The 18,772-nt window shown below is 37.8% G+C and carries 16 protein-coding genes; 7 read left to right on the top strand and 9 right to left on the bottom strand.

The window, feature by feature from the left end:
* Window positions 1–41 precede the first annotated feature (41 nt).
* Entirely contained in the window at window positions 42–743 is a 702-nt protein-coding gene (locus NSIN_RS02005) for an SAM-dependent methyltransferase (protein WP_101009155.1), read from the top strand.
* A 1-nt stretch (window position 744) separates the two neighbouring features.
* Here NSIN_RS02005 and NSIN_RS02000 read toward each other — a convergent pair whose 3' ends face one another.
* Entirely contained in the window at window positions 745–2,418 is a 1,674-nt protein-coding gene (locus tag NSIN_RS02000) for a cupredoxin domain-containing protein (RefSeq protein WP_133124031.1), read from the bottom strand.
* Window positions 2,419–2,506: 88 nt separating this feature from the next.
* Window positions 2,507–3,004, bottom strand: coding sequence for a stage II sporulation protein M (locus tag NSIN_RS01995; RefSeq protein WP_101009957.1), 498 nt, complete (start codon window positions 3,002–3,004; stop codon window positions 2,507–2,509).
* Between the two features lie 118 nt (window positions 3,005–3,122).
* Here NSIN_RS01995 and NSIN_RS01990 point away from each other — a divergent pair, with 118 nt between their 5' ends.
* On the top strand, window positions 3,123–4,553 hold the full coding sequence (locus tag NSIN_RS01990; protein WP_101009153.1) for a DNA-directed DNA polymerase II small subunit: 1,431 nt from the start codon (window positions 3,123–3,125) through the stop codon (window positions 4,551–4,553).
* A gap of 9 nt (window positions 4,554–4,562) precedes the next feature.
* On the opposite strand, the gene NSIN_RS01985 is transcribed toward NSIN_RS01990, so the two are convergent.
* Window positions 4,563–6,011 (bottom strand): YHYH protein, encoded by a 1,449-nt coding sequence (locus NSIN_RS01985; protein ID WP_133124030.1) that lies wholly within the window; start codon window positions 6,009–6,011, stop codon window positions 4,563–4,565.
* Between the two features lie 46 nt (window positions 6,012–6,057).
* Window positions 6,058–7,266, bottom strand: a complete 1,209-nt coding sequence (locus NSIN_RS01980) for a Cdc6/Cdc18 family protein (protein WP_101009151.1) — start codon at window positions 7,264–7,266, stop codon at window positions 6,058–6,060.
* Window positions 7,267–7,740: 474 nt separating this feature from the next.
* On the opposite strand from NSIN_RS01980, the gene NSIN_RS01975 reads away from it, so the two are divergent.
* Window positions 7,741–8,136 (top strand): hypothetical protein, encoded by a 396-nt coding sequence (locus tag NSIN_RS01975; RefSeq protein ID WP_101009150.1) that lies wholly within the window; start codon window positions 7,741–7,743, stop codon window positions 8,134–8,136.
* Here the strand turns inward: NSIN_RS01975 and NSIN_RS01970 are convergent.
* From NSIN_RS01970 to NSIN_RS01960, 3 genes are all read right to left on the bottom strand, one after another.
* Window positions 8,128–8,283 (bottom strand): AbrB/MazE/SpoVT family DNA-binding domain-containing protein, encoded by a 156-nt coding sequence (locus NSIN_RS01970; RefSeq protein ID WP_101009149.1) that lies wholly within the window; start codon window positions 8,281–8,283, stop codon window positions 8,128–8,130. The two genes, NSIN_RS01975 and NSIN_RS01970, sit on opposite strands and share 9 nt — an antisense overlap.
* A gap of 176 nt (window positions 8,284–8,459) precedes the next feature.
* Window positions 8,460–9,017 carry a winged helix DNA-binding protein gene (locus NSIN_RS01965; RefSeq protein ID WP_101009148.1) on the bottom strand — a complete coding sequence of 186 codons (558 nt, stop codon included), beginning with the start codon at window positions 9,015–9,017 and terminating at the stop codon, window positions 8,460–8,462.
* 137 nt (window positions 9,018–9,154) lie between these two features.
* Window positions 9,155–9,517, bottom strand: coding sequence for a hypothetical protein (locus NSIN_RS01960; RefSeq protein ID WP_101009955.1), 363 nt, complete (start codon window positions 9,515–9,517; stop codon window positions 9,155–9,157).
* A 65-nt stretch (window positions 9,518–9,582) separates the two neighbouring features.
* Here NSIN_RS01960 and NSIN_RS01955 point away from each other — a divergent pair, with 65 nt between their 5' ends.
* A complete protein-coding gene (locus NSIN_RS01955; protein ID WP_101009147.1) occupies window positions 9,583–10,332 on the top strand; it encodes a geranylgeranylglyceryl/heptaprenylglyceryl phosphate synthase in 750 nt (249 codons plus the stop codon).
* A 1-nt stretch (window position 10,333) separates the two neighbouring features.
* The gene (locus tag NSIN_RS01950) at window positions 10,334–13,708 is read left to right on the top strand and encodes a DNA polymerase II large subunit (protein ID WP_101009146.1); all 3,375 of its coding nucleotides are present in this window, start codon (window positions 10,334–10,336) and stop codon (window positions 13,706–13,708) included.
* On the opposite strand, the gene NSIN_RS01945 is transcribed toward NSIN_RS01950, so the two are convergent.
* Window positions 13,705–15,027 carry a serine hydroxymethyltransferase gene (locus tag NSIN_RS01945; RefSeq protein WP_101009145.1) on the bottom strand — a complete coding sequence of 441 codons (1,323 nt, stop codon included), beginning with the start codon at window positions 15,025–15,027 and terminating at the stop codon, window positions 13,705–13,707. The two genes, NSIN_RS01950 and NSIN_RS01945, sit on opposite strands and share 4 nt — an antisense overlap.
* A gap of 121 nt (window positions 15,028–15,148) precedes the next feature.
* Between NSIN_RS01945 and thsB the strand changes: the two genes are divergently transcribed.
* Together thsB and NSIN_RS01935 are read left to right on the top strand one after the other, a co-directional pair.
* Entirely contained in the window at window positions 15,149–16,849 is a 1,701-nt protein-coding gene (thsB, locus tag NSIN_RS01940; protein WP_101009144.1) for a thermosome subunit beta, read from the top strand.
* 70 nt (window positions 16,850–16,919) lie between these two features.
* Window positions 16,920–17,198 carry a hypothetical protein gene (locus NSIN_RS01935; RefSeq protein WP_101009143.1) on the top strand — a complete coding sequence of 93 codons (279 nt, stop codon included), beginning with the start codon at window positions 16,920–16,922 and terminating at the stop codon, window positions 17,196–17,198.
* A gap of 54 nt (window positions 17,199–17,252) precedes the next feature.
* Here NSIN_RS01935 and glnA read toward each other — a convergent pair whose 3' ends face one another.
* The gene (gene glnA, locus NSIN_RS01930; RefSeq protein WP_101009953.1) at window positions 17,253–18,713 is read right to left on the bottom strand and encodes a type I glutamate--ammonia ligase; all 1,461 of its coding nucleotides are present in this window, start codon (window positions 18,711–18,713) and stop codon (window positions 17,253–17,255) included.
* Between the last annotated feature and the right edge of the window lie 59 nt (window positions 18,714–18,772).

The following is an 18,772-nucleotide window of genomic DNA, read 5'->3' as shown; positions in this document are numbered from 1 at the left end:
TAACATCAGTGAAATATATTGAACGGTGTAAGACTGCATTCATGGGCAAAGTCTTTGCTGTAGGTGTAGGGCCAGGTTCACCAAAGTATGTTACAGAAATAGTAAAAGAGATTGTACTTGGTGCAGATATTGTAATTGGTTACAAATACACACTAAAAACGATAGAAACCTTGTTGCAAAACAAGGAGATATACGAAATCACTATGAAAGACCAAGAAGAGGCATATCAAAAAGTATCAAAGATATTAGGAAATAAGACTTGTGTAGTGCCATTTACTGGTGATGTTAATTTTTCCGAATCAGAGGTAGTGGACAGATTAATTGAGATTTTTGGAGACGTACAAATCGTTCCAGGCATTAGTTCAACACAAGTAGCAGCGTCAAAGGCCAGGGTTCCAACAGACAAAAGCAAGGTCATAACTATGCATATTTCTACAAGCATAGAGGAAAAAAAATTAGAGCTTCAAAAGGCACTCATTGATGGTTTTAGTGTAATACTTGTTCCAAGACCTTGGCCAAAGGAGCCCTCCAAACATTTCATGCAGTCAGAGATAGCAATTTACTTGAGAGAACATGGATTTGATACCTCAAACATGAAAGTACATGTTTTTGAATTTTTAACCACTGAAAAAGAGACGCATTTCATTGGAAAGGTAAGAGATTTGGAAGGAAAAGAATTCTCTGACTTGTCAGTAATGGTTTTTGATCAGACAAAGTTGGAATCATATATCAACTTCAAATAATTTAGTGCTGTCCCGGATTATGAGATGGTGCGCCAATCGTATATGACTGAGTTGGCGGCATTGAGATAATTACACCATTCATCCAAGTATATTGAGGATCATAGAATCGGATTATTCCTGTGTCATTTACTATAACAGTAAATGTTTGACCTGGTGGAATCAGGTTACTTGTTATTTTTCCATCAGGTTTGAATGGGTTGATATTATCTTGTGTACTGGTACCACTAAAAATTGTATGTGCTATGGAATCATTATTGGTCCAGACAATTGGTGTACCTGGAACAATTTGTATCGTATCTGGTGTATAGTAGGTATTGTATTGATTATACGTTTGAGCAGTTGCAGTTCCCTTTTGATTTGATGAGCCTGCATTTATGCTAATTTGTACTGGAGGGATTTGACTAGTAATTGGAGGTGATGATATAACAATTCCATTTATCCATGTAAAGGAAGGATCGAAGAATTGTGTAGAACCGGTATTACTTATTGTTATTGACCAATGTTGTCCAGGAGCTATGTTTCCACTGTCAATTTTTCCGTCAGATACAAACTGTGGTACTTTGGGAGGTGCTGATCCTTTTGATCCGCCCTGAGTTGTAGTAAGTAGTTGACCACTCATTATTCTATGTGGAACAGAATCATTGTTGGTCCAGACAATTGTTGTTCCAGGAGTAATTTGTAATGAGGATGGTAAAAGGAATTGTCCATTGTTAAGATTTGATGCTCCTGAAACAATATTCATTTGAACGGTTTTTGCTGAAGTTGTTGATTGTGAAAGTGGTGCAATAATTCCTACCATGAATTGGTAATTAGGATCAAAGAATGTAATGTCTCCAGCTGTTTGATTTTGTGGAATACTATAACGTGTAGCAATTCTAGGATCTAAAGACTGGGTAGTATCAAAGCTTGTAATGGTAAATTGGAATGATTGACCTGGCATGATTATTCCACTGTCAATTTTTCCGTCAGATGTAAAGACTGGAGTGGTTTGATTTGTTGTAATTGCTTTTGCTATACCACTCATTATTCTATGTGGAACAGAATCATTGTTGGTCCAGACAATTGTTGTTCCACTTGATACCTGAATATAGCTTGATGGAGAATAATGTACTTGATTATTGATATCAGATGCGCCATATACAATGTTGATGTTTACCTTAGGTGATGATGGAGTAATAGTGGTTGAAGTTGAGGTTGTAGTTGATTGAGTGGTTGCAGTATTTGCAGCTAATACTTTAGCACTGTAGCTTACTTTTAGTGTTTCAGAACTAGTAATCTTTCCAGTTATAGTATAGACAGAACCGTCTGGGTTACTGTCAATTATTCTTCCAAACAAATTAAGATGTATCACATTTCCAGTTTCATCCTGTGCATCTCCTTGTATGACAAAATACTTTCCATCGCGCAAGATTGAGGTTTGCCAGGTGCCAGAATTGAGATAATGTGCATCTGCTATTGTAATAAGACCATTATCTAGTGTAGATTGCATAGTACTACCACTCTTTGCACCCATAGTTAGCTGCAACGCTATAGTTGAATCAAAAATTGTTTTAGAGCCAGAAAGATATCCTGAAGCATCAATCAAGTATTTGTTATTAGTAGAGAAATCAGAATATGCACTTGGCAAATACAAAACAAGTCCTGTAATTACCATTAACAGTAATACGTATTTCATTAGATTACTCATCCTTTATTGCATATTTAATTACTGGGTATAATTTATCAAACAATTAGTCAATTCCCGGTTGATGGGGGATAACAATCTACGATTTTGGGGTAATCACACTTGAACCAAAATGTTGAATCATTGAATATTCAATGAATCCTCCTGCAAGCAATAAGGCTAGAACAATTCCTATTTCTATAGCAGTATTGCGAATTTCAGATTTTAGGGGTTTTTTTCTTATTATTACAAGTATTAGCAAAAGACTTCTAGACATCCCAATAGAATAGGCAACAAGTTCCATAACTCCAAATGGAGATAGATAGAGTAAAGCTAATGGAGGAATTTTTGCTAGTGCGGGAGTTGTGGTTACTAGTGCTTCAAATGCAACACCTGTAGACCAAGCTGCAAATGAGCCCCATGCTAGGCCAAATCCTGGAATAAACATAGGTAAAGCAACAGATGCATTGTGTTCAAAGATCCCAATTGCGTCTATTCCCTCAACAACTTTTTGAAATTCTTTGAGAAATGTTTGTGATTCTTCATCAGATAGTTTACTTTGAGTTCCAATTAAATACGATAAAGAGAAAATTCCAATAAAAATCAGAAATACTAGAGCTCGTTTATTGCTGAACAATAATTCCATTTTCAAACGAACTATATTTGAGGTTGGTGGTTGGATCAGATTTAATTAAAAGTCATATTATGAGACCTTGTTGAAAGAAGAAGTATCCTCTGCAATTACCTATGCGTTAAGTAAAGGATTTCAGATTCATCCTGACGCATTTAAGATATTAGAAAAAATTGATGTTAAGGAGCTTCAGAATATAATCAAGCAGATAGTTAGGGAGAAAGCTAAACAGAATTTGTTTTTGATTAATCAGAGCGATCTTAAAATGTTTGTAGAATCAGAGATTGATGAAAGCGTAGAGAATAATCATGTAATTTTATTTGACCCTACAAGCAAGGTCACATCAGCAGAAGGAATAGAGGGTTTTCACGCATTATTTCGGGATAGATATTCAAAACTACTTAAAATAATGATGCAGAGATCACAATCAAAAAAATTAACTCCTATTTCGAATGTGACAAACGGCAAGTTAGATGATGATATCTACATTGCAGGTTTACTCATGGATAGACGAATAGAAAGAGATGTTACCAAACTAGTCATAGATGATCCCTCAGGCTCTATAGAATTGTTAATTTTCAATAAAGAGATACAAGAAACAGCAAATTCTTTACTAATTGATCAATTTATCATGGTCTCAATTGCAAGTGGAAAAAATGGAGGATTCTTTGTAAAAGAGATTATTGTGCCTGATATACCTGATCATATATCAAATCGTTCCAAGACTGAGAGCTATGCTGTGTTTATCTCAGATTTGCATGTAGGCAGTAAATTTTTCATGGAGAAAGAGTTTACAGAATTTGTTTCTTGGCTTTCAAGCCCTGATCCTATAGCAAGAAAAGTCAAGTTTGTTTTGGTAGGAGGCGATGTTATTGATGGGATAGGCATATTCCCCAATCAAGACAAGGAACTTTTGCTTTTAGACGTAGACAAACAGATGGCAAAGGCTGCAGAGCTTTTGGACAAGATCCCAAAACACATCAAGGTCTTTATCATTCCAGGAAACCACGATCCAGGAAGAAGAGCACTCCCACAGCCTGCAATTCCAGAGAAACATAACATGCACCTTTGGAATAGAGAGAATTTTTTCATGTTAGGTAATCCATCAATGATTGAGTTAAACGGTGTAAAGATACTGATGTTTCATGGTCAGAGTCTTGATGATGTAGTTGGTAGCACTCCTGGATTAAGTTATGCGCAACCTGCAAAAGCTATGAGGGTTTTGCTCAAAACAAGACATTTGAGTCCAATCTATGGTAAGAGAACTCCAATTGCACCAGAACTTGAGGATTTGATGGTAATATCAGAAGTTCCTGACATATACCATTCCGGACACATACATGTTGTTGATCTTGATATGTACAAAGGAACATTAATTGTAAATTCCGGAGCTTGGCAAAGTCAGACTCCATTTCAAGCCAGTGTTGGAATCAGCCCTACTCCAGGAATAGCAATCATAGTAAATCTAGCTACAATGAAGGTTTTTACAAAAGATTTTACAGAAAATTCAGGCTAAATTCTTTATTTAATGTGGAACACAAGCAAGCTGGCTATTTGGTGGAGTTTGACATATTCCTGAAATTTCATCACCATGTGGTGATGTAAATGAACATTGATTCCCTATTGTTTTGTTGCTGCATGCATCTATAGCCTCTTGGGGTGGGGTTCTCGGATTATTTTGATTTTGCCCATCTTGTATTGTACTTTGATTTGATGTATTTTGGTTTGGTGTGTTTTGGTTTTGTTCGCTAATTACCATGTACTCTGCAGGTTTGCCTCTAAAACAACTGGCAGAATAGGGAAAATCATATGTCATTACATAATGATATGTTACTACCGGGACACCGTTTTCAATAATTTCACTTGTAATTCCATGGCATTCATCTAGATCATCTGTTGTTAGATACTTGTCATTTGATACCTTTGGCCCAGTTATTGGAAATCCGTCAAGCGCATAACCAAGAATTGTTTTTTCACTAGGATCTTTAAAACAGGAACTCAAACCATGATAGTGATACATTCCCTTTTCTTGAGGATGTCCATTGCATGAATCTTGGCCCTCATGTGCCTGTGCATCTCTAAGTTCTGCATCAAAACCATCAAAGAGCGGAACTCCAGATAACATGATTCCGACCTCGCCTCCCATGCAATATGGAGTATCAGAATATGTTGGATTTGCTGGGAGTTTGTCAGTAAAGGATTGTACTAGAATTGAATTTGGATTTTGATCATACTTGCTAATTGCATCATTTGGAGATATTGGGAAATTGCCCGTAGTGTTACCAATTGGTAAATCATTTCCTGACAAAATTCTCGTATCGCCTAAAACTGTATCAGAGAATACTGCATTTGGCCAGGAAACTGAGCCACTTACAGAAGGCTTTTGTAGAAAGTTCCAAGTGTCACCATTAATCCAAGGCCCTGTTCCTGAGGCACCTCGTCCCATTGGAGGGATGTGACATAGGTAGATGAATCCCTTTTGTGGGCCCGTAGTGACGTATTTGCCATCACCCAGCTGTATGTTTCCATCTGCATATTTGTTGCCGGCCATGGTGAGAAGATTTTTGTCGGACAATAATACTTGGGTTGTGGCAAGACTGTTCGTGTAATTTGTAATAGAATTATCTACAGGTTTTGAGTGTGTACCTTTTTGCACAAAAAATTGTATTGTTTTTACAAAATCATTGTTTGATATATTTCCTGATGCCCACTCTTTTGTGTTGTTTACCCAGTCTGGAGTTTGTTGAGTGTTTGTTAAAGTTTGATTTTGTATAGGTATTTGGATTATCCCTTTTTGGGCTAGATATTGAATACCTGAGATAAACTCATAATCAGTGATCTGCCCTTGCGACCACCACTTTGCATTATTTTTTAACCAAGAAGGTATGTAATTTTCTTGTCCAGTTGCATCGGACAAAAATAGTATGCTACATGTGATGGAAACTGCAATTAATAATATAATTAACAGATTCAATTAACACAATTCTTTTTCTCAAATACATAAGTCTTCAAATTTATCATTATAGCAAGTCTTCCAATACCAGATCATCCTTGAATGCTTTTTTTACAGTTTCTGGGTTAAGGGTAAGAGAAAATTTTTTGGTTCTACCATGCATTCCCTGATGGATTATTTTTCCTGAGATCAACCCAGTCATTTCTATCTCACTTAGCATCTGTGTAACTCGTCTCTGTGTAAGTTCTTTTTGTCGTGTTGTTTTGCATAGGTTCTTGTATGATTGGTATATCTCTCCGGTAGTGCTTCCATTTGCCTTCATTACTGATAAGATCAAGAGCTTTTCATGTAATGGATATGAGTTTAGAGCAGTTGTCTCCTTATCCTCTTCCATCTTTTGTGCAGCACGTCTGATGTGCTCATCTTTTACCATATCTGATTGTTCACGCTCGGCAATCTCACCTGCAATGCGTAATAGGTCAATTGCACGCCTTGCATCTCCATGTTCTTGGCCAGACATGGCAGCACAGAGGTTTATTGCTGATTGTTCTATGGTGTTAGGGATAAAGGCCGCCCTGATACGTTCTTCTAATATCTCCTTGATCTGGCTTACTGTATAATTAGTAAAGACAATTTCTTCCTCGCTGAGGCTGCTGAGTACACGTGGGTCTAGTCTTTCTTTGAAAGTAAGGTCGTTTGAGATTCCAATTAGGGTTAGTGAGCCTTTCTTTAATCGCTCATTTGCTCTTGTTAATGAGTAGAAGACATCCTTGCCAGATTTTGATACAAGTTCTGCCAGGTAATCAATCTCATCTATTACAAATACTGTGTTCAATGTATTATTTTCTATTGCTGATATAATACGATTAAAAATTTCACTAATTGAAAGACCTGTTGTAGGAAACTCTTTTTCTTTACCTTTTTCTATTAATTGCCTACCGAGTTTTATTAGTAGTCCATAGAGTGTAGTCTCTTCCTTTGCATTTGCATATAGTAATTGTATTGGAAATGAAGCCTCGTTTACTCTATCTTGTATTTTATTTAGTACTTTTTTGACTACTAGTGTTTTACCTGTACCTGGTTTACCATAAACTAGTAGATTTGATGGACGAGCCTTTTTTAGTAGAGGTAAGAGTGATTGGGTCACTTTTTTCTGCTCGTCTTCTCTATGTAAAATTACATCAGGAATAAATGTAAAATGTAATACTTCTCTATTTTTGAATAAGGATTTTCCACTCTGTGCATCATCTAATAATTTATCAATTGGATCGATCATTTACCCAGACACCACCATTTCTTCTCTGTTAACATATTGACATTACTAAATTAATTAGATTAGAATTGAAGAACTAAACTTGATTTAGTATATCATTAATTATTTTTATTTTCTCTTAAAAAAATTTTTTTAATAAAGCTAGAGTGGAAGGATAGGTGTGTGGGTCTTCCTAGATTGAAGTTAACATTCTGTGAAGTATCTGTTAACTTTTAACCAGAAAAGACCAAAAATGACCCCATTATTTCCACTCCAGGCGTGAAGATGGTCCTTAACATTGTTAACAAGCCAAATCCTACCCCATTATTTCCACTCCAGGCGTGAATTTAGGGTCTAATTGAATATAAAGGCTATAGAGGGTGTTAACATGAGTAAAAGGGTCATTCGTGAGCCAGGCAGTGAACGTTAACAAACCTACTAGTTAACAATTCTTCTATGATCTGTTCAAGTGTTAATGAGTTAACCGGATCGATCACATTGGCTCGAAAACGAATTAGGATAGACTTGGAGGACTCGGATGGCGCCAAGTATAACTTTAGCCTGGAGGGCAACGTAACCCGGGAGAAGATGCTAAAAATATTTGAGTTAATGGACCTTATGAATATTGAAGAACAGGGAGATGCGGCTCAACTTGATTCTATAGGGGCCAAGATCTGGAATTTAGTGGATAAACACTACCCAATTGGCAAGTTTACATCATCAATGATACTTGAAAAATATGAAGATGAATACGGTGAACCAATAAAACTAAGCGTGATCTCTACATATCTTTCTAGATTTGCAAACAAAGGCAAGGTGGCCAGGGAGAAGAATGGTAAGGAATGGGCCTACCAAGTACTAAAGATAACACAAAGGGAGAAGAATTCAACCTGAGATTGTTACCTTTTTTACTACTAGATGATCACCATCTATTGCGACTTTAACATAATCTCCCTTTTGAAGCTCTAGAAATTTCCTAAAATCTTTTGGAATGGAGATGGTGCCAGCCGTGGTAATTTTGATTAATTGTTCATCAGGCATGATATTAAATTATAATAACAATAATTTAAGATTTTACAATTATATAATATTATGAAATAATAATGATTTTCTACGACTTTGACAAAAACTTGGTGTAAAAATTAAATCAAAAAAGAAAAGACGATTAGTAAAGAACTTGATTTTAATGATCTAAAAACGGGACAGATTACCAGAAATTACTGAGCCGGGGCCATCTTGACAATACCAATCTTTGTCAAACCCTTATCAGTTATCTTGTAGGAAAATGGCTTGGTTGACATGTCTCTTTCCACCAAACCCTCCTCAAAGAGCTTCTTTAACATACGTGATGTATGCTCTCTGGTCCTTCCTATTGTGACTTGGATATCACGTGATGTCATAGGTTTCTCTGTGATTAATCTCAGAATGTGTTCTGTAGCATTATTGAACTGCATATTCTGAATTCTTTCCTTTGGTTTCTCTTCTTTGACAACAATTGGCTCTTCTGGCTGTATTTTTTGTTCTTTTGGCTTGGAAATTTGTGCCTGGGGGATTTCCTGTGTTTCCTGTGTAATTTCTAATGAATCTAAACGAATTTTCATATCGATAAGTAAATTTTCATAATATTGTAGGCGTTCTGCTACAATTTTTGCATCTTCGGTCTTTGATGCTAGTCTTGGTTTGATCTTGTTGTATGCTGTAATTGCTACCAAACCCCCAAAAAATGATGCAAATATGCCTAAAATGACTCCTACATCAGGAATGTCTACTAACATCACACATTAGGGCTAAATGATGTGATTTATCATATTTGGGTAAAATTATTTCACACCTTACACATCAATATCAAACACACATTATCACATGGTATCACATCCTGTATGGCAGTTTGTGCCTAATTTTTGAAGCCAAATCACAGTTTACATGTTCTTTGTAACAATACTCGTATCACAGACATGATTTCTTCCTCCCGTTCGGGGAAAATATCACTACTTTTTATCACAGAAACCTGCTCAGAAAGGCGATTTATCACATCAATATCATCATCATCAAGTACTCCTAGGCCTTTTAGAAGAATCCACGAGTAGCATAGTGCAGTAAACTTGTCTTCACACTGGGCTACTTGTCGATAGAATGCCCCTTTACTAATAGTAAATTGAGCGTCAACAAGATTTTTCCGTTTTGCAATAATTTCAATTTGTCTTTCAGTAAATAATGATTTTTTTATAATTTCTCTAATAATATTACTAAAATTATCATCTGGAAGTTTGCTCATAGCTATACAAATCTGTATTACTATATTCAATTAAACTTTTAATCAATAGGCATTCCACCCTCCTTATGGAAAAGACAGAAAATTATCTTCATACGGCTAGGAAGAAGAATGGAACTCTTCTCTTCGTACTAATTGATTCTGAAAACTCTGCAGGGCAATCTGCTTCATCATTAGCAAAGGAGGCAGAAAAGAATGGGGCATCTGCAATACTAATTGGAGGCTCATCAGCAACTGATCAGTTAACCATGACTGAAACCGTATCAAGCATCAAAAAAGCAGTCAAGATTCCAGTAATTCTCTTTCCAGGCAATGTTACAGGAGTGGTTCCTGGGGCTGATGCAATTCTCTTCAGTTCACTCTTGAATTCAGATAATCCGTACTTTATTTCACAGGCACAAGCATTAGGTGCACCAAGCGTGCTTCGATTTGGCCTTGAGCCTTTGCCTACTGCATATATCATCATTGGAGAAGGAACCACTGTCTGGCACGTTGGTTCTGTACGAACAATTCCCTTTGACAAGCCCGGACTTGCAGTTATGTACGCACTCTCCGCCCAATTCATGGGAATGAGATTTGTATATCTGGAAGCAGGTTCTGGAGCCAAATCCAATGTACAACCTGAGATGATCGCTGCTGTAAGGAAGCTTTTCAAAGGATTTCTCATAGTTGGAGGAGGTATTCGTAGCCCAGAGACTGCCAAAGAAGTAGCAAAAGCAGGAGCAGATGCCATTGTGATTGGAACTTTTATTGAAAAGGGCGGCAGTTTCAAGACAATATCCGATATCGTAAAAACCATCCAATCTGTAAGGAAATAACATGTCTGAGAACCTTGCATTGAGACTCAAAGAAGTCCCAATGCCCCAAGACTATTTTGCTTATTATTCAAAAATATCTGAAGAGGTATTTGCTATATTTGAACAAGCAGCATCTGCCAAAGCCACACTTTCTGATTCTTCTGGGATGGTAGAACCAAAGATTGCTTTTGACTTGGCAGATCGTGTATCAAAAATGCACGATATCGATGTCACTGATGACCTACGATATTTAATTCAAAATACTACAAAAGAACTTGCTGCCCTACAGCTTGCAGAAAATATAGCTCAAGGAAAATATTCTGGACCTGACACGGATTTACAAGAAAAACTCGATCTTGCAGTACGTGTGGCCTTAGCCATAGTTACAGAAGGAGTCACTATTGCACCGCTTCAAGGCATAAGTGAGGTCCAGATAAAAAAAAATGCAGACGGCTCTGAATATCTATCTGTATCATTTGCTGGTCCAATCAGGTCAGCAGGAGGAACAGAGGCAGCTTCTACTATGCTTATTGCAGATCATGTAAGAAAGATAGCCGGACTTGCAAAATATCAAGCAAATTCTTTTGATGATGAGACGGGCAGATTTGTAGAAGAGTTAAGAGTATACGAAAGAGAAGTTGGCAGCTTCCAATTCCATGTTCCTGATCAAGATGTGACCAGTGTCATATCTAATCTTCCAGTCGAGCTTGATGGTGTAGATACCGACCTTGTGGAGATTGTAAGTCATAGGAATATGGTTCGAATAGGGACCAATAGGGTGAGAGGTGGTGCTCTTCGTGTACTAAATGATGGTCTGATTGGCAGGTCTCGCAAACTTCTCAAACTCATAGAACTCTACAAACTTGATGGTTGGGACTGGCTCAAGGACCTAAAGGGAGCAATCCAGACAGGAGATGAGGATGCAGCAGCTCACAGAATGAGAGAGGTAATCACAGGAAGATCAGTTCTCTCCATGCCTAAAAAACTTGGGGGATTCAGGCTACGCTATGGCCGTGCCTGCAATACTGGTTTTGCCTCAATTGGCATACATCCTGTGGTTGCAGAGATACTTGATCATACCATAGCTGTAGGCACGCAGATCAAACTAGATGTGCCAGGAAAAGCCTCAACAGTGGCATTTGTGGACTCGATAGATACCCCAATTGTCAGGCTTACTAATGGAAATGTTGTAAAAATAAGAGACACAGCCCATGGAATTCATCTAAAACCACACATTGAAAAAATTCTACATCTTGGAGACATTCTGATAAGTTATGGTGATTTTTTGGAAAATAATGCAGAGCTCATACCAACTGGATATGTAGAGGAATTTTGGGCAAAGGAACTTCAAGACAAGGTAACCAAGTATGAACCAAATGACACTGAACTCCTAAGTTATGTAAACAAAGTACCGGACTTGGAAGAAGCATTTAGGATATCATTAAATTTTGGCATTGGCCTTCATCCGCATTATCTGTACTATTGGGATCAAATTACAATCGAAGAATTTGAAAAACTCCTAAAACCCATCAAATTCGAGTCTGATCTTGTAGTATATCCATATGAAATAAAAGAAATTTTAGAAAAACTAGGGGTTCCACATGAAGTTGCTGATACTACACTGCTTTTGAAAGATGTAGAAGCTAGAGTATTTTTTTATCTATTGTTTAGAAAACAAATCCAGATTGAAAATGGCCTTTCTGTACCTCAAATCATAACAAATTCATCCGGAATCAAGATACCAAATAAATTTTCAACCTCTATTGGAGTAAGAGTGGGAAGACCAGAAAAGGCCTCACTGAGGAAAATGAAGCCTCCGGTACATACTCTATTTCCTGTAGGAAACAAGGGAGGTGCATCACGTGATTTACTAAAAGCTGCAAAGCAACCAAACTTTTACTGCAACATATACAATAGATTTTGTAAAAACTGTAACATGCCATCTATTAGTATATCATGTGCTAAATGTAATACAAAAACAAGTGTGATCTTTACATGTCTCAAGTGCAGGGATGAGCTTGAGACTAATTATTGCCCCAAGTGCAAATCTAGAGCACGAGTACACCTATACCGCTCATTTCCTCTCAAAGATTTACTGTATCTTGCACAAGAAAGAACCGGATATAGGGCTCAAGAACCATTCAAGGGGGTAAAAGAGCTGATAAACCAAGATAGAGTGCCTGAACCACTTGAAAAGGGTCTGATAAGACAAAGTCTTGGATTAAATGTCTTCAAAGATGGAACAATTAGATTTGATGCTACTAATGCACCACTCTCACATTTCAAACCGTCCTGGATTGGCACAACACCGCAAAAACTTGTTGAACTTGGATACACGCATGATGCAGATGGTAATCCTCTTGTAAGCTCAGACCAACTTGTGGAGCTAAGGGTTCAAGATGTAATAATACCAAAAGAATGTGGAGAAAGTCTTGTTTCTGTTTGCCAATACATTGACAGGGAACTTGCAAAACTTTTTGGACGTCAATCATTCTACAATGTGAAAAATACTAATGACTTGGTGGGGCAGCTCATTATTGGTCTTGCTCCTCATACATCTGTAGGTATTGTAGGAAGAATAATTGGATACACCAATACTCAAGTCTGTCTTGGAACTGCAGTCTGGCATTCTGCAAAAAGACGTGATGCTGATGGAGATGCTGATTCTATTATGTTATTGATGGATAGTTTGCTAAACTTTTCAAGATTGTTTCTATCAGACAGGATTGGTGGACTTATGGATGCACCATTGCTTGTACAGCCAATTGTGATTCCTCAAGAGGTACAAAGGCAGGCACATAACTTTGAAGTGGTCAAAGAATACCCGCTCTCATTTTTTGAAGCTACTCTTAGAAAAGAAAAAGCAAGTGAGATAAAAGATGTCGAGATTTTAAAATCAAGATTAGAAACAGAAAGACAATTTTTTGATCATGATTTCACACATACAACATCTACACTTACCACATCAAAATCAAGAAGCGCATATTCTACTCTTGGTTCACTTCTTGAAAAACTTGACATGCAGATTAGAACTGCAGATATCATTAATGCAGTTGATCCAAGTGAAGTCGTATCTATGGTGATGACAACACACCTGCTTCCTGATATCATGGGTAATCTCAGGGCATATTCTGGCCAATCTTTTAGATGTACTGCGTGTGGAGCAAGCTATAGGAGAATTCCTCTTGTTGGCAAATGCCTGGAATGCGATAATAAACTAATCCAAACTATGACTAGACCTTCCGTACAAAAATATTTGAAACTTGCACGAAGAATGCTCAACAAGTATACAATATCTCCATATCTTAGGAGTCGTGTATTATCTCTCTTAGATGAACTAGAATTGGTATTTGGAAAAGAAGAGAGTAGCCAGTCTATTCTTACAGACTTTGCCTAGCGAATCTTGATGTAATCATATCCGCCATGCTTGCTCTCAAAACAATAGCGAACTTTTTGAAAGTCTTTTCTAAACTTCTTAACCTCTAAAGCAATTTTCTTCTTGTCTTTTTTATCTATGACTACTTTTTTGATAAATTCTGCAACTTGTTTCATGTTTGATTCCTTCATTCCAAGACGTGTAAGCTCTGCAACACCAAGTCGCATTCCTCCTGGGTGGAAATAGTTGCGTCCTGCCTTTATGTCTCCTGGTATGAGCTGTCTGTTTACAATGATGTTTGCTTTTTCCAAGTCCGCTTCAATTGTTCCACCATCTCCAAATGAGAGAACGTTTACTACTATCTGATGAGATTTTGTAAATCCTCGTTTTTCTCCAAGAACTGTAAAACCAGATGAATTAAGTGCCTCTGCAAGGGCCTTGGCATTTTTTATCACTTGAACAGCATATTTTTTGCCGAACTCTAGCATCTCTGCATATGCAATTGCTTTTCCAGCCATGTGGTGCAGATGGTGATTACTAGTCATTCCTGGGAATGTTGCCTTTTTGATACTTTCACCGTATTTTTCAAATGAACAAACCATTCCACCTTGTGGACCAAACAAAGTCTTATGTGTACTCATTGTCATTGCATCTGCGCCTTCTCTTAGGGGATCCTGAAATTGTCCACCTGCAATAAGACCAGCTACATGTGCACCGTCATAATTGACAAACATGTTGTAACTTTTCAAAAAGTCCGCAAGTTCCTTTACTGGATGCGGAAATAGGAAAACAGAGCCACCAAACATTGCTAGCTTTGGAATCTTTCCTGCCTTTTCAAGTTCTTTGACCTTTTCTTTTGTCTTGTCAACATCAATAGTCATCTCTTCGGCATCAAATGGATAAAACTCAATGTCCAACCCATGCACAAGTCCTGCAGTTCCTGCATGTTCCTTTTTTCCATGTGATATGTGACCACCAGAGGGAATGGATGGAGCCATCATGGTATCTCCTGGATTTGAAAATGCAGAATAAATGGCAAGATTAGCTACAACACCAGAGATTGGTCTTACATCAACAAACTCTGCCTTGAATAATTTTTTTGCAAGTTCCATACACTTGAACTCTACCTCATCAATGTAGATGCATCCAGCGTATACTCGCTCACCAGGCCAGCCTTCTGCATATCTATTAGCAAAGTCTGATATTGTTGCCTCACGTACTGCAGGGCTAGTTACATTTTCACTTGCAATTAGAGGAATAGAGTTAGCAAACCATTGGTTGTGAGTCTTGAGCATTGAAAGCACTTCATTATAAGACGAGCGCGGCGAAGAACGAGACATGTCTAGTTCCTTCAGTTTTCCTAATTTAAAAACATCGTTCGTGGTTGAAAATTATCTGTTTGAAGTGTAAAGGCTTTTGATCTCATAAGACATAATAAGGGAAAATCGGCCTTTTGCAAATATGTCGATACAGTCTTCCGCTGGCGGTATACCAGTAGTTATTCTAAAAGAAGGTGCCCAACAGACCAAGGGTCGTGATGCACAGAAAAACAATATCACTGCAGCAAAATTAATTGCAGAAATTGTTCACTCAAGTCTTGGTCCACGAGGAATGGACAAGATGCTTGTTGATTCACTGGGAGATGTTACAATTACAAACGACGGTGCTACAATACTCAAGGAAATTGATGTACAACATCCAGCTGCAAAAATGTTGGTGGAGATATCAAAAGCAACCGATAACGAAGTAGGAGATGGAACAACATCTGCTGTAGTTCTTGCAGGTTCCCTATTGGAAAATGCTGAATCCTTAATTTTACAAGATGTTCATCCAACAATAATTGTTGATGGTTATAGAAAAGCTGCACAAAAGGCAGTAGAACTTTTAGAAAAAATTGCAGACAAGGTATCTGCAACAGACAAGGATGCACTTGAAAGAATTGCAAGAACATCAATGCAAACAAAGCTTGTACGAAGAGATTCTGCAAACTTGGCTGAAATGATAGTAAAATCTGTAATTGCTGTTGCAGAAAAGAAAGATGATGGTCAATACCTAGTAGATATTGATGACATCAAAGTAGAAAAGAAAGCAGGTGGTTCTATCAAGGATTGTGCCATCATCAAAGGTATAGTTCTTGACAAAGAAATTGTGCACAGCGGAATGCCAAAGCGAATTGACCATGCAAAGATTGCTCTAGTTAACAATGCACTTGAGATAGACAAGACAGAATTTGATGCCAAAATAAATATTACAAACCCACAACAAATGAAATCATTTCTTGATGAAGAACAAAAAATGATCAAAAACATGGTAGACAAGGTTATTGCTTCTGGCGCAAATGTATTGTTCTGCCAAAAAGGAATTGATGATATGGCACAGCACTATCTTGCAAAAGCTGGAATACTTACAGTTAGAAGAATTAAAGAAAGTGACATGACAAAACTTGCAAAGGCAACAGGTGCCAGAATTATAAGCAATTTTGATGATTTGTTTGAGAAAGACCTCGGTTCTGCTGAATCAGTAGAAGAGAGAAAAGTAGAGACAGACAGATGGGTCTTTGTTGAAGGCTGTAAACATCCAAAAGCAGTAACATTGCTTCTACGAGGTGGCTCACAAAGAGTTGTAGATGAAGTTGAAAGGTCAGTTCATGATGCATTAATGGTTGTAAAAGATGTAATGGAAAAACCATTGATAGTTGCAGGAGGAGGAGCACCAGAAACTTATGCTGCAACAAAGCTTCGAGAATGGGCAAAGACACTTGAAGGCAGAGAACAACTTGCAGTAGAAAAATTTGCAGATTCCTTAGAAGTTATCCCAATCACACTTGCTGAAAATGCTGGAATGGATCCAATTGATACATTAGCATCATTAAGATCAAAGCAACTCAAAGGAAACAAATGGACAGGCATAGACGTAATGAAGGGCCAAGTTTCCAGTATGCATGCAAGCGATATCTTTGAACCACTCTCTGTCAAGATCCAGATAATTACATGCGCAACAGAAGCAGCATCGATGATACTGAGAATCGATGATGTTATCGCAACCGCAAAATCTGCAGGTGGACCACCACCAGGAGCTGAAGGCATGGGTATGGGTGGAATGGGCGGTATGGGAGGCATGGGCGGTATGGGTGGTATGGGTATGCCACCTATGGATATGTAATAACAAACTCTCCACATTCTTCCTAAATTTTGACAGTACCTTTATTTGACTAATATCAAGTACAAATTTCATGCAGTTGGGTGGAACCAAAATTCTAACTGGTGCAAGATATGTCTATCTTGTAGCATTCTTTGCATTGCTCTCTGGAATGTTCTATCCTATAATCACACATGGTAGCTGGGATCCAGTAATATCTGGAACATTGATTCTCTTTGTAGGTCTTGCAGGAACAGTATCAATATACAAAGCAGCAACTACTGACAGACACAAGAAAGCCTATCTCATAATAGGACTTGCCATCACATCATTGGCATTATTCCTTGTGTATGGCGCAATCGGCAAGGTCTAGCCATTAAAATTCAGATTCTTCTAATTGTACACACACGTAACTGAATTTTTCTATCTAGATGTCAAAGTAGAGATAAAACTCATGTGGATGAGGTCTGATTGAAACTTCATGATCATCTGCTCTTTCTACCTCAATTAGTTTGTCCACAGTTTCATTTGAAAATACAGGCGAGAGGAACTTTCTATCACTTTCTAACTCATCAAGTGCTTCTCCTAATGTAGCAGGCAAGTCTCCAATTCCTTTTGCAGTTCTCTGAGCCTTGGTCATCTTGTAAATATCTTCATACACTGGATCTCCAGGATCCATCTTCTTTTTGATTCCATCTAGTCCTGCTGCTTGTACTGCAGCAAATACTAGATATGGATTTGATGACGGATCAGGTGCTCTAAATTCAATTCTCTTTATTTTAGAATATTTTTCTCCCTTGAAGTGTGAAGGAATTCTAATTATTGCTGATCTGTTACTTGGACTCCATGCAATATACACTGGTGCCTCATATCCCGGAACCAATCTGTGATACGAGTTTGTTGTAGGTGCAACAATTGCAGATAACGCCTTTGCATGATTCATGATTCCTCCACAATAGTATCTTGCAGTTTGACTTACCTCTTCCTTGTCATCTTTATCGTAAAACATGTTTTTGCCATCTTTCCACAAGCTGACATTTGTGTGCATTCCAGAACCTGCATCCATTGAGATTGGTTTTGGCATCATTGTGGCAACCTTGTCGTATTTTTTAGCAATATTTCTTATGACATACTTGTATGTCTGAGCGCCGTCTGCAGCATTTGTCAATGTATCATATCGTATGTCTATCTCACATTGTCCTGCAGTTGCTACTTCATGATGATGATTATCGCACAAGATTCCAAAATATTCATTGAGACATTCAACACAGTCATTTCTGAATTCTGTAAGAGTGTCTGCTGGTGTGCTTGGATAGTATCCCTTCTTTAGTGCCATTGGATATCCCTTGCCGTCCTGGCTCCATGGTGCCTCCTTTGATTCGATTGAGTATGACTGACCTTTGTATGGAGTCAAAACATCCCAATTGATTTTATCAAATACAAAGAACTCTACCTCTGGACCCCAATAGCTGTTGTCAAAACCCTGGGTTTTTAGATATTTTTCCGTCTTCTGTGCAATTCCTCTTGGGTCTGCCTCTAATCTTCCCTTGTCCCTGCCCCAGTATACATCACAGATTAATCTGGCAGTCTTTGCATTTTCCATCCAAGGTATTATTGCAAAAGTAGTTGGATCTGGTTTGAGGACCATGTCCGAGTCCTCAATTGAGGCAAATCCCACAATTGAAGAACCATCTAGTTTGGGAAGTCCATCTTGCATTTGTTGTGGAGTAAACAGGTTTGCAGAAATTGTTGTATGATGGAACCTTCCTCTAAGGCCAGTAAACTGTAAATCGATAAATTTTATCTGATCATGCTTTATTTTTGAGAAAACATCTTCGGCAGAATAAGAAATCGGTACTGGCTCTCCACCAATCACTTTATATGGCAATTTTGCACCTTGATCATAACACAAAGGGGTCTATGATTTAAGTATTGTTGGGTATGGAA

The organism is Candidatus Nitrosotalea sinensis (assembly GCF_900143675.1).
Taxonomy (GTDB): domain Archaea; phylum Thermoproteota; class Nitrososphaeria; order Nitrososphaerales; family Nitrosopumilaceae; genus Nitrosotalea; species Nitrosotalea sinensis.
The sequence above is the reverse complement of the archived record's forward strand: the minus strand, read 5'-3'. Positions and strand labels throughout refer to the sequence as shown.

Coding starts and splice junctions, on each gene's coding strand:
- NSIN_RS01935 (WP_101009143.1), top strand. CDS start 16,920: ATGCAGTTGGGTGGAACCAAAATTCTAACTGGTGCAAGATATGTCTAT.
- NSIN_RS01980 (WP_101009151.1), bottom strand. CDS start 7,266: ATGATCGATCCAATTGATAAATTATTAGATGATGCACAGAGTGGAAAA.
- NSIN_RS01945 (WP_101009145.1), bottom strand. CDS start 15,027: ATGTCTCGTTCTTCGCCGCGCTCGTCTTATAATGAAGTGCTTTCAATG.
- NSIN_RS01950 (WP_101009146.1), top strand. CDS start 10,334: ATGTCTGAGAACCTTGCATTGAGACTCAAAGAAGTCCCAATGCCCCAA.
- NSIN_RS02000 (WP_133124031.1), bottom strand. CDS start 2,418: ATGAAATACGTATTACTGTTAATGGTAATTACAGGACTTGTTTTGTAT.
- NSIN_RS02005 (WP_101009155.1), top strand. CDS start 42: ATGGGCAAAGTCTTTGCTGTAGGTGTAGGGCCAGGTTCACCAAAGTAT.
- NSIN_RS01960 (WP_101009955.1), bottom strand. CDS start 9,517: ATGAGCAAACTTCCAGATGATAATTTTAGTAATATTATTAGAGAAATT.
- NSIN_RS01970 (WP_101009149.1), bottom strand. CDS start 8,283: ATGCCTGATGAACAATTAATCAAAATTACCACGGCTGGCACCATCTCC.
- NSIN_RS01955 (WP_101009147.1), top strand. CDS start 9,583: ATGGAAAAGACAGAAAATTATCTTCATACGGCTAGGAAGAAGAATGGA.
- thsB (WP_101009144.1), top strand. CDS start 15,149: ATGTCGATACAGTCTTCCGCTGGCGGTATACCAGTAGTTATTCTAAAA.
- NSIN_RS01965 (WP_101009148.1), bottom strand. CDS start 9,017: ATGTTAGTAGACATTCCTGATGTAGGAGTCATTTTAGGCATATTTGCA.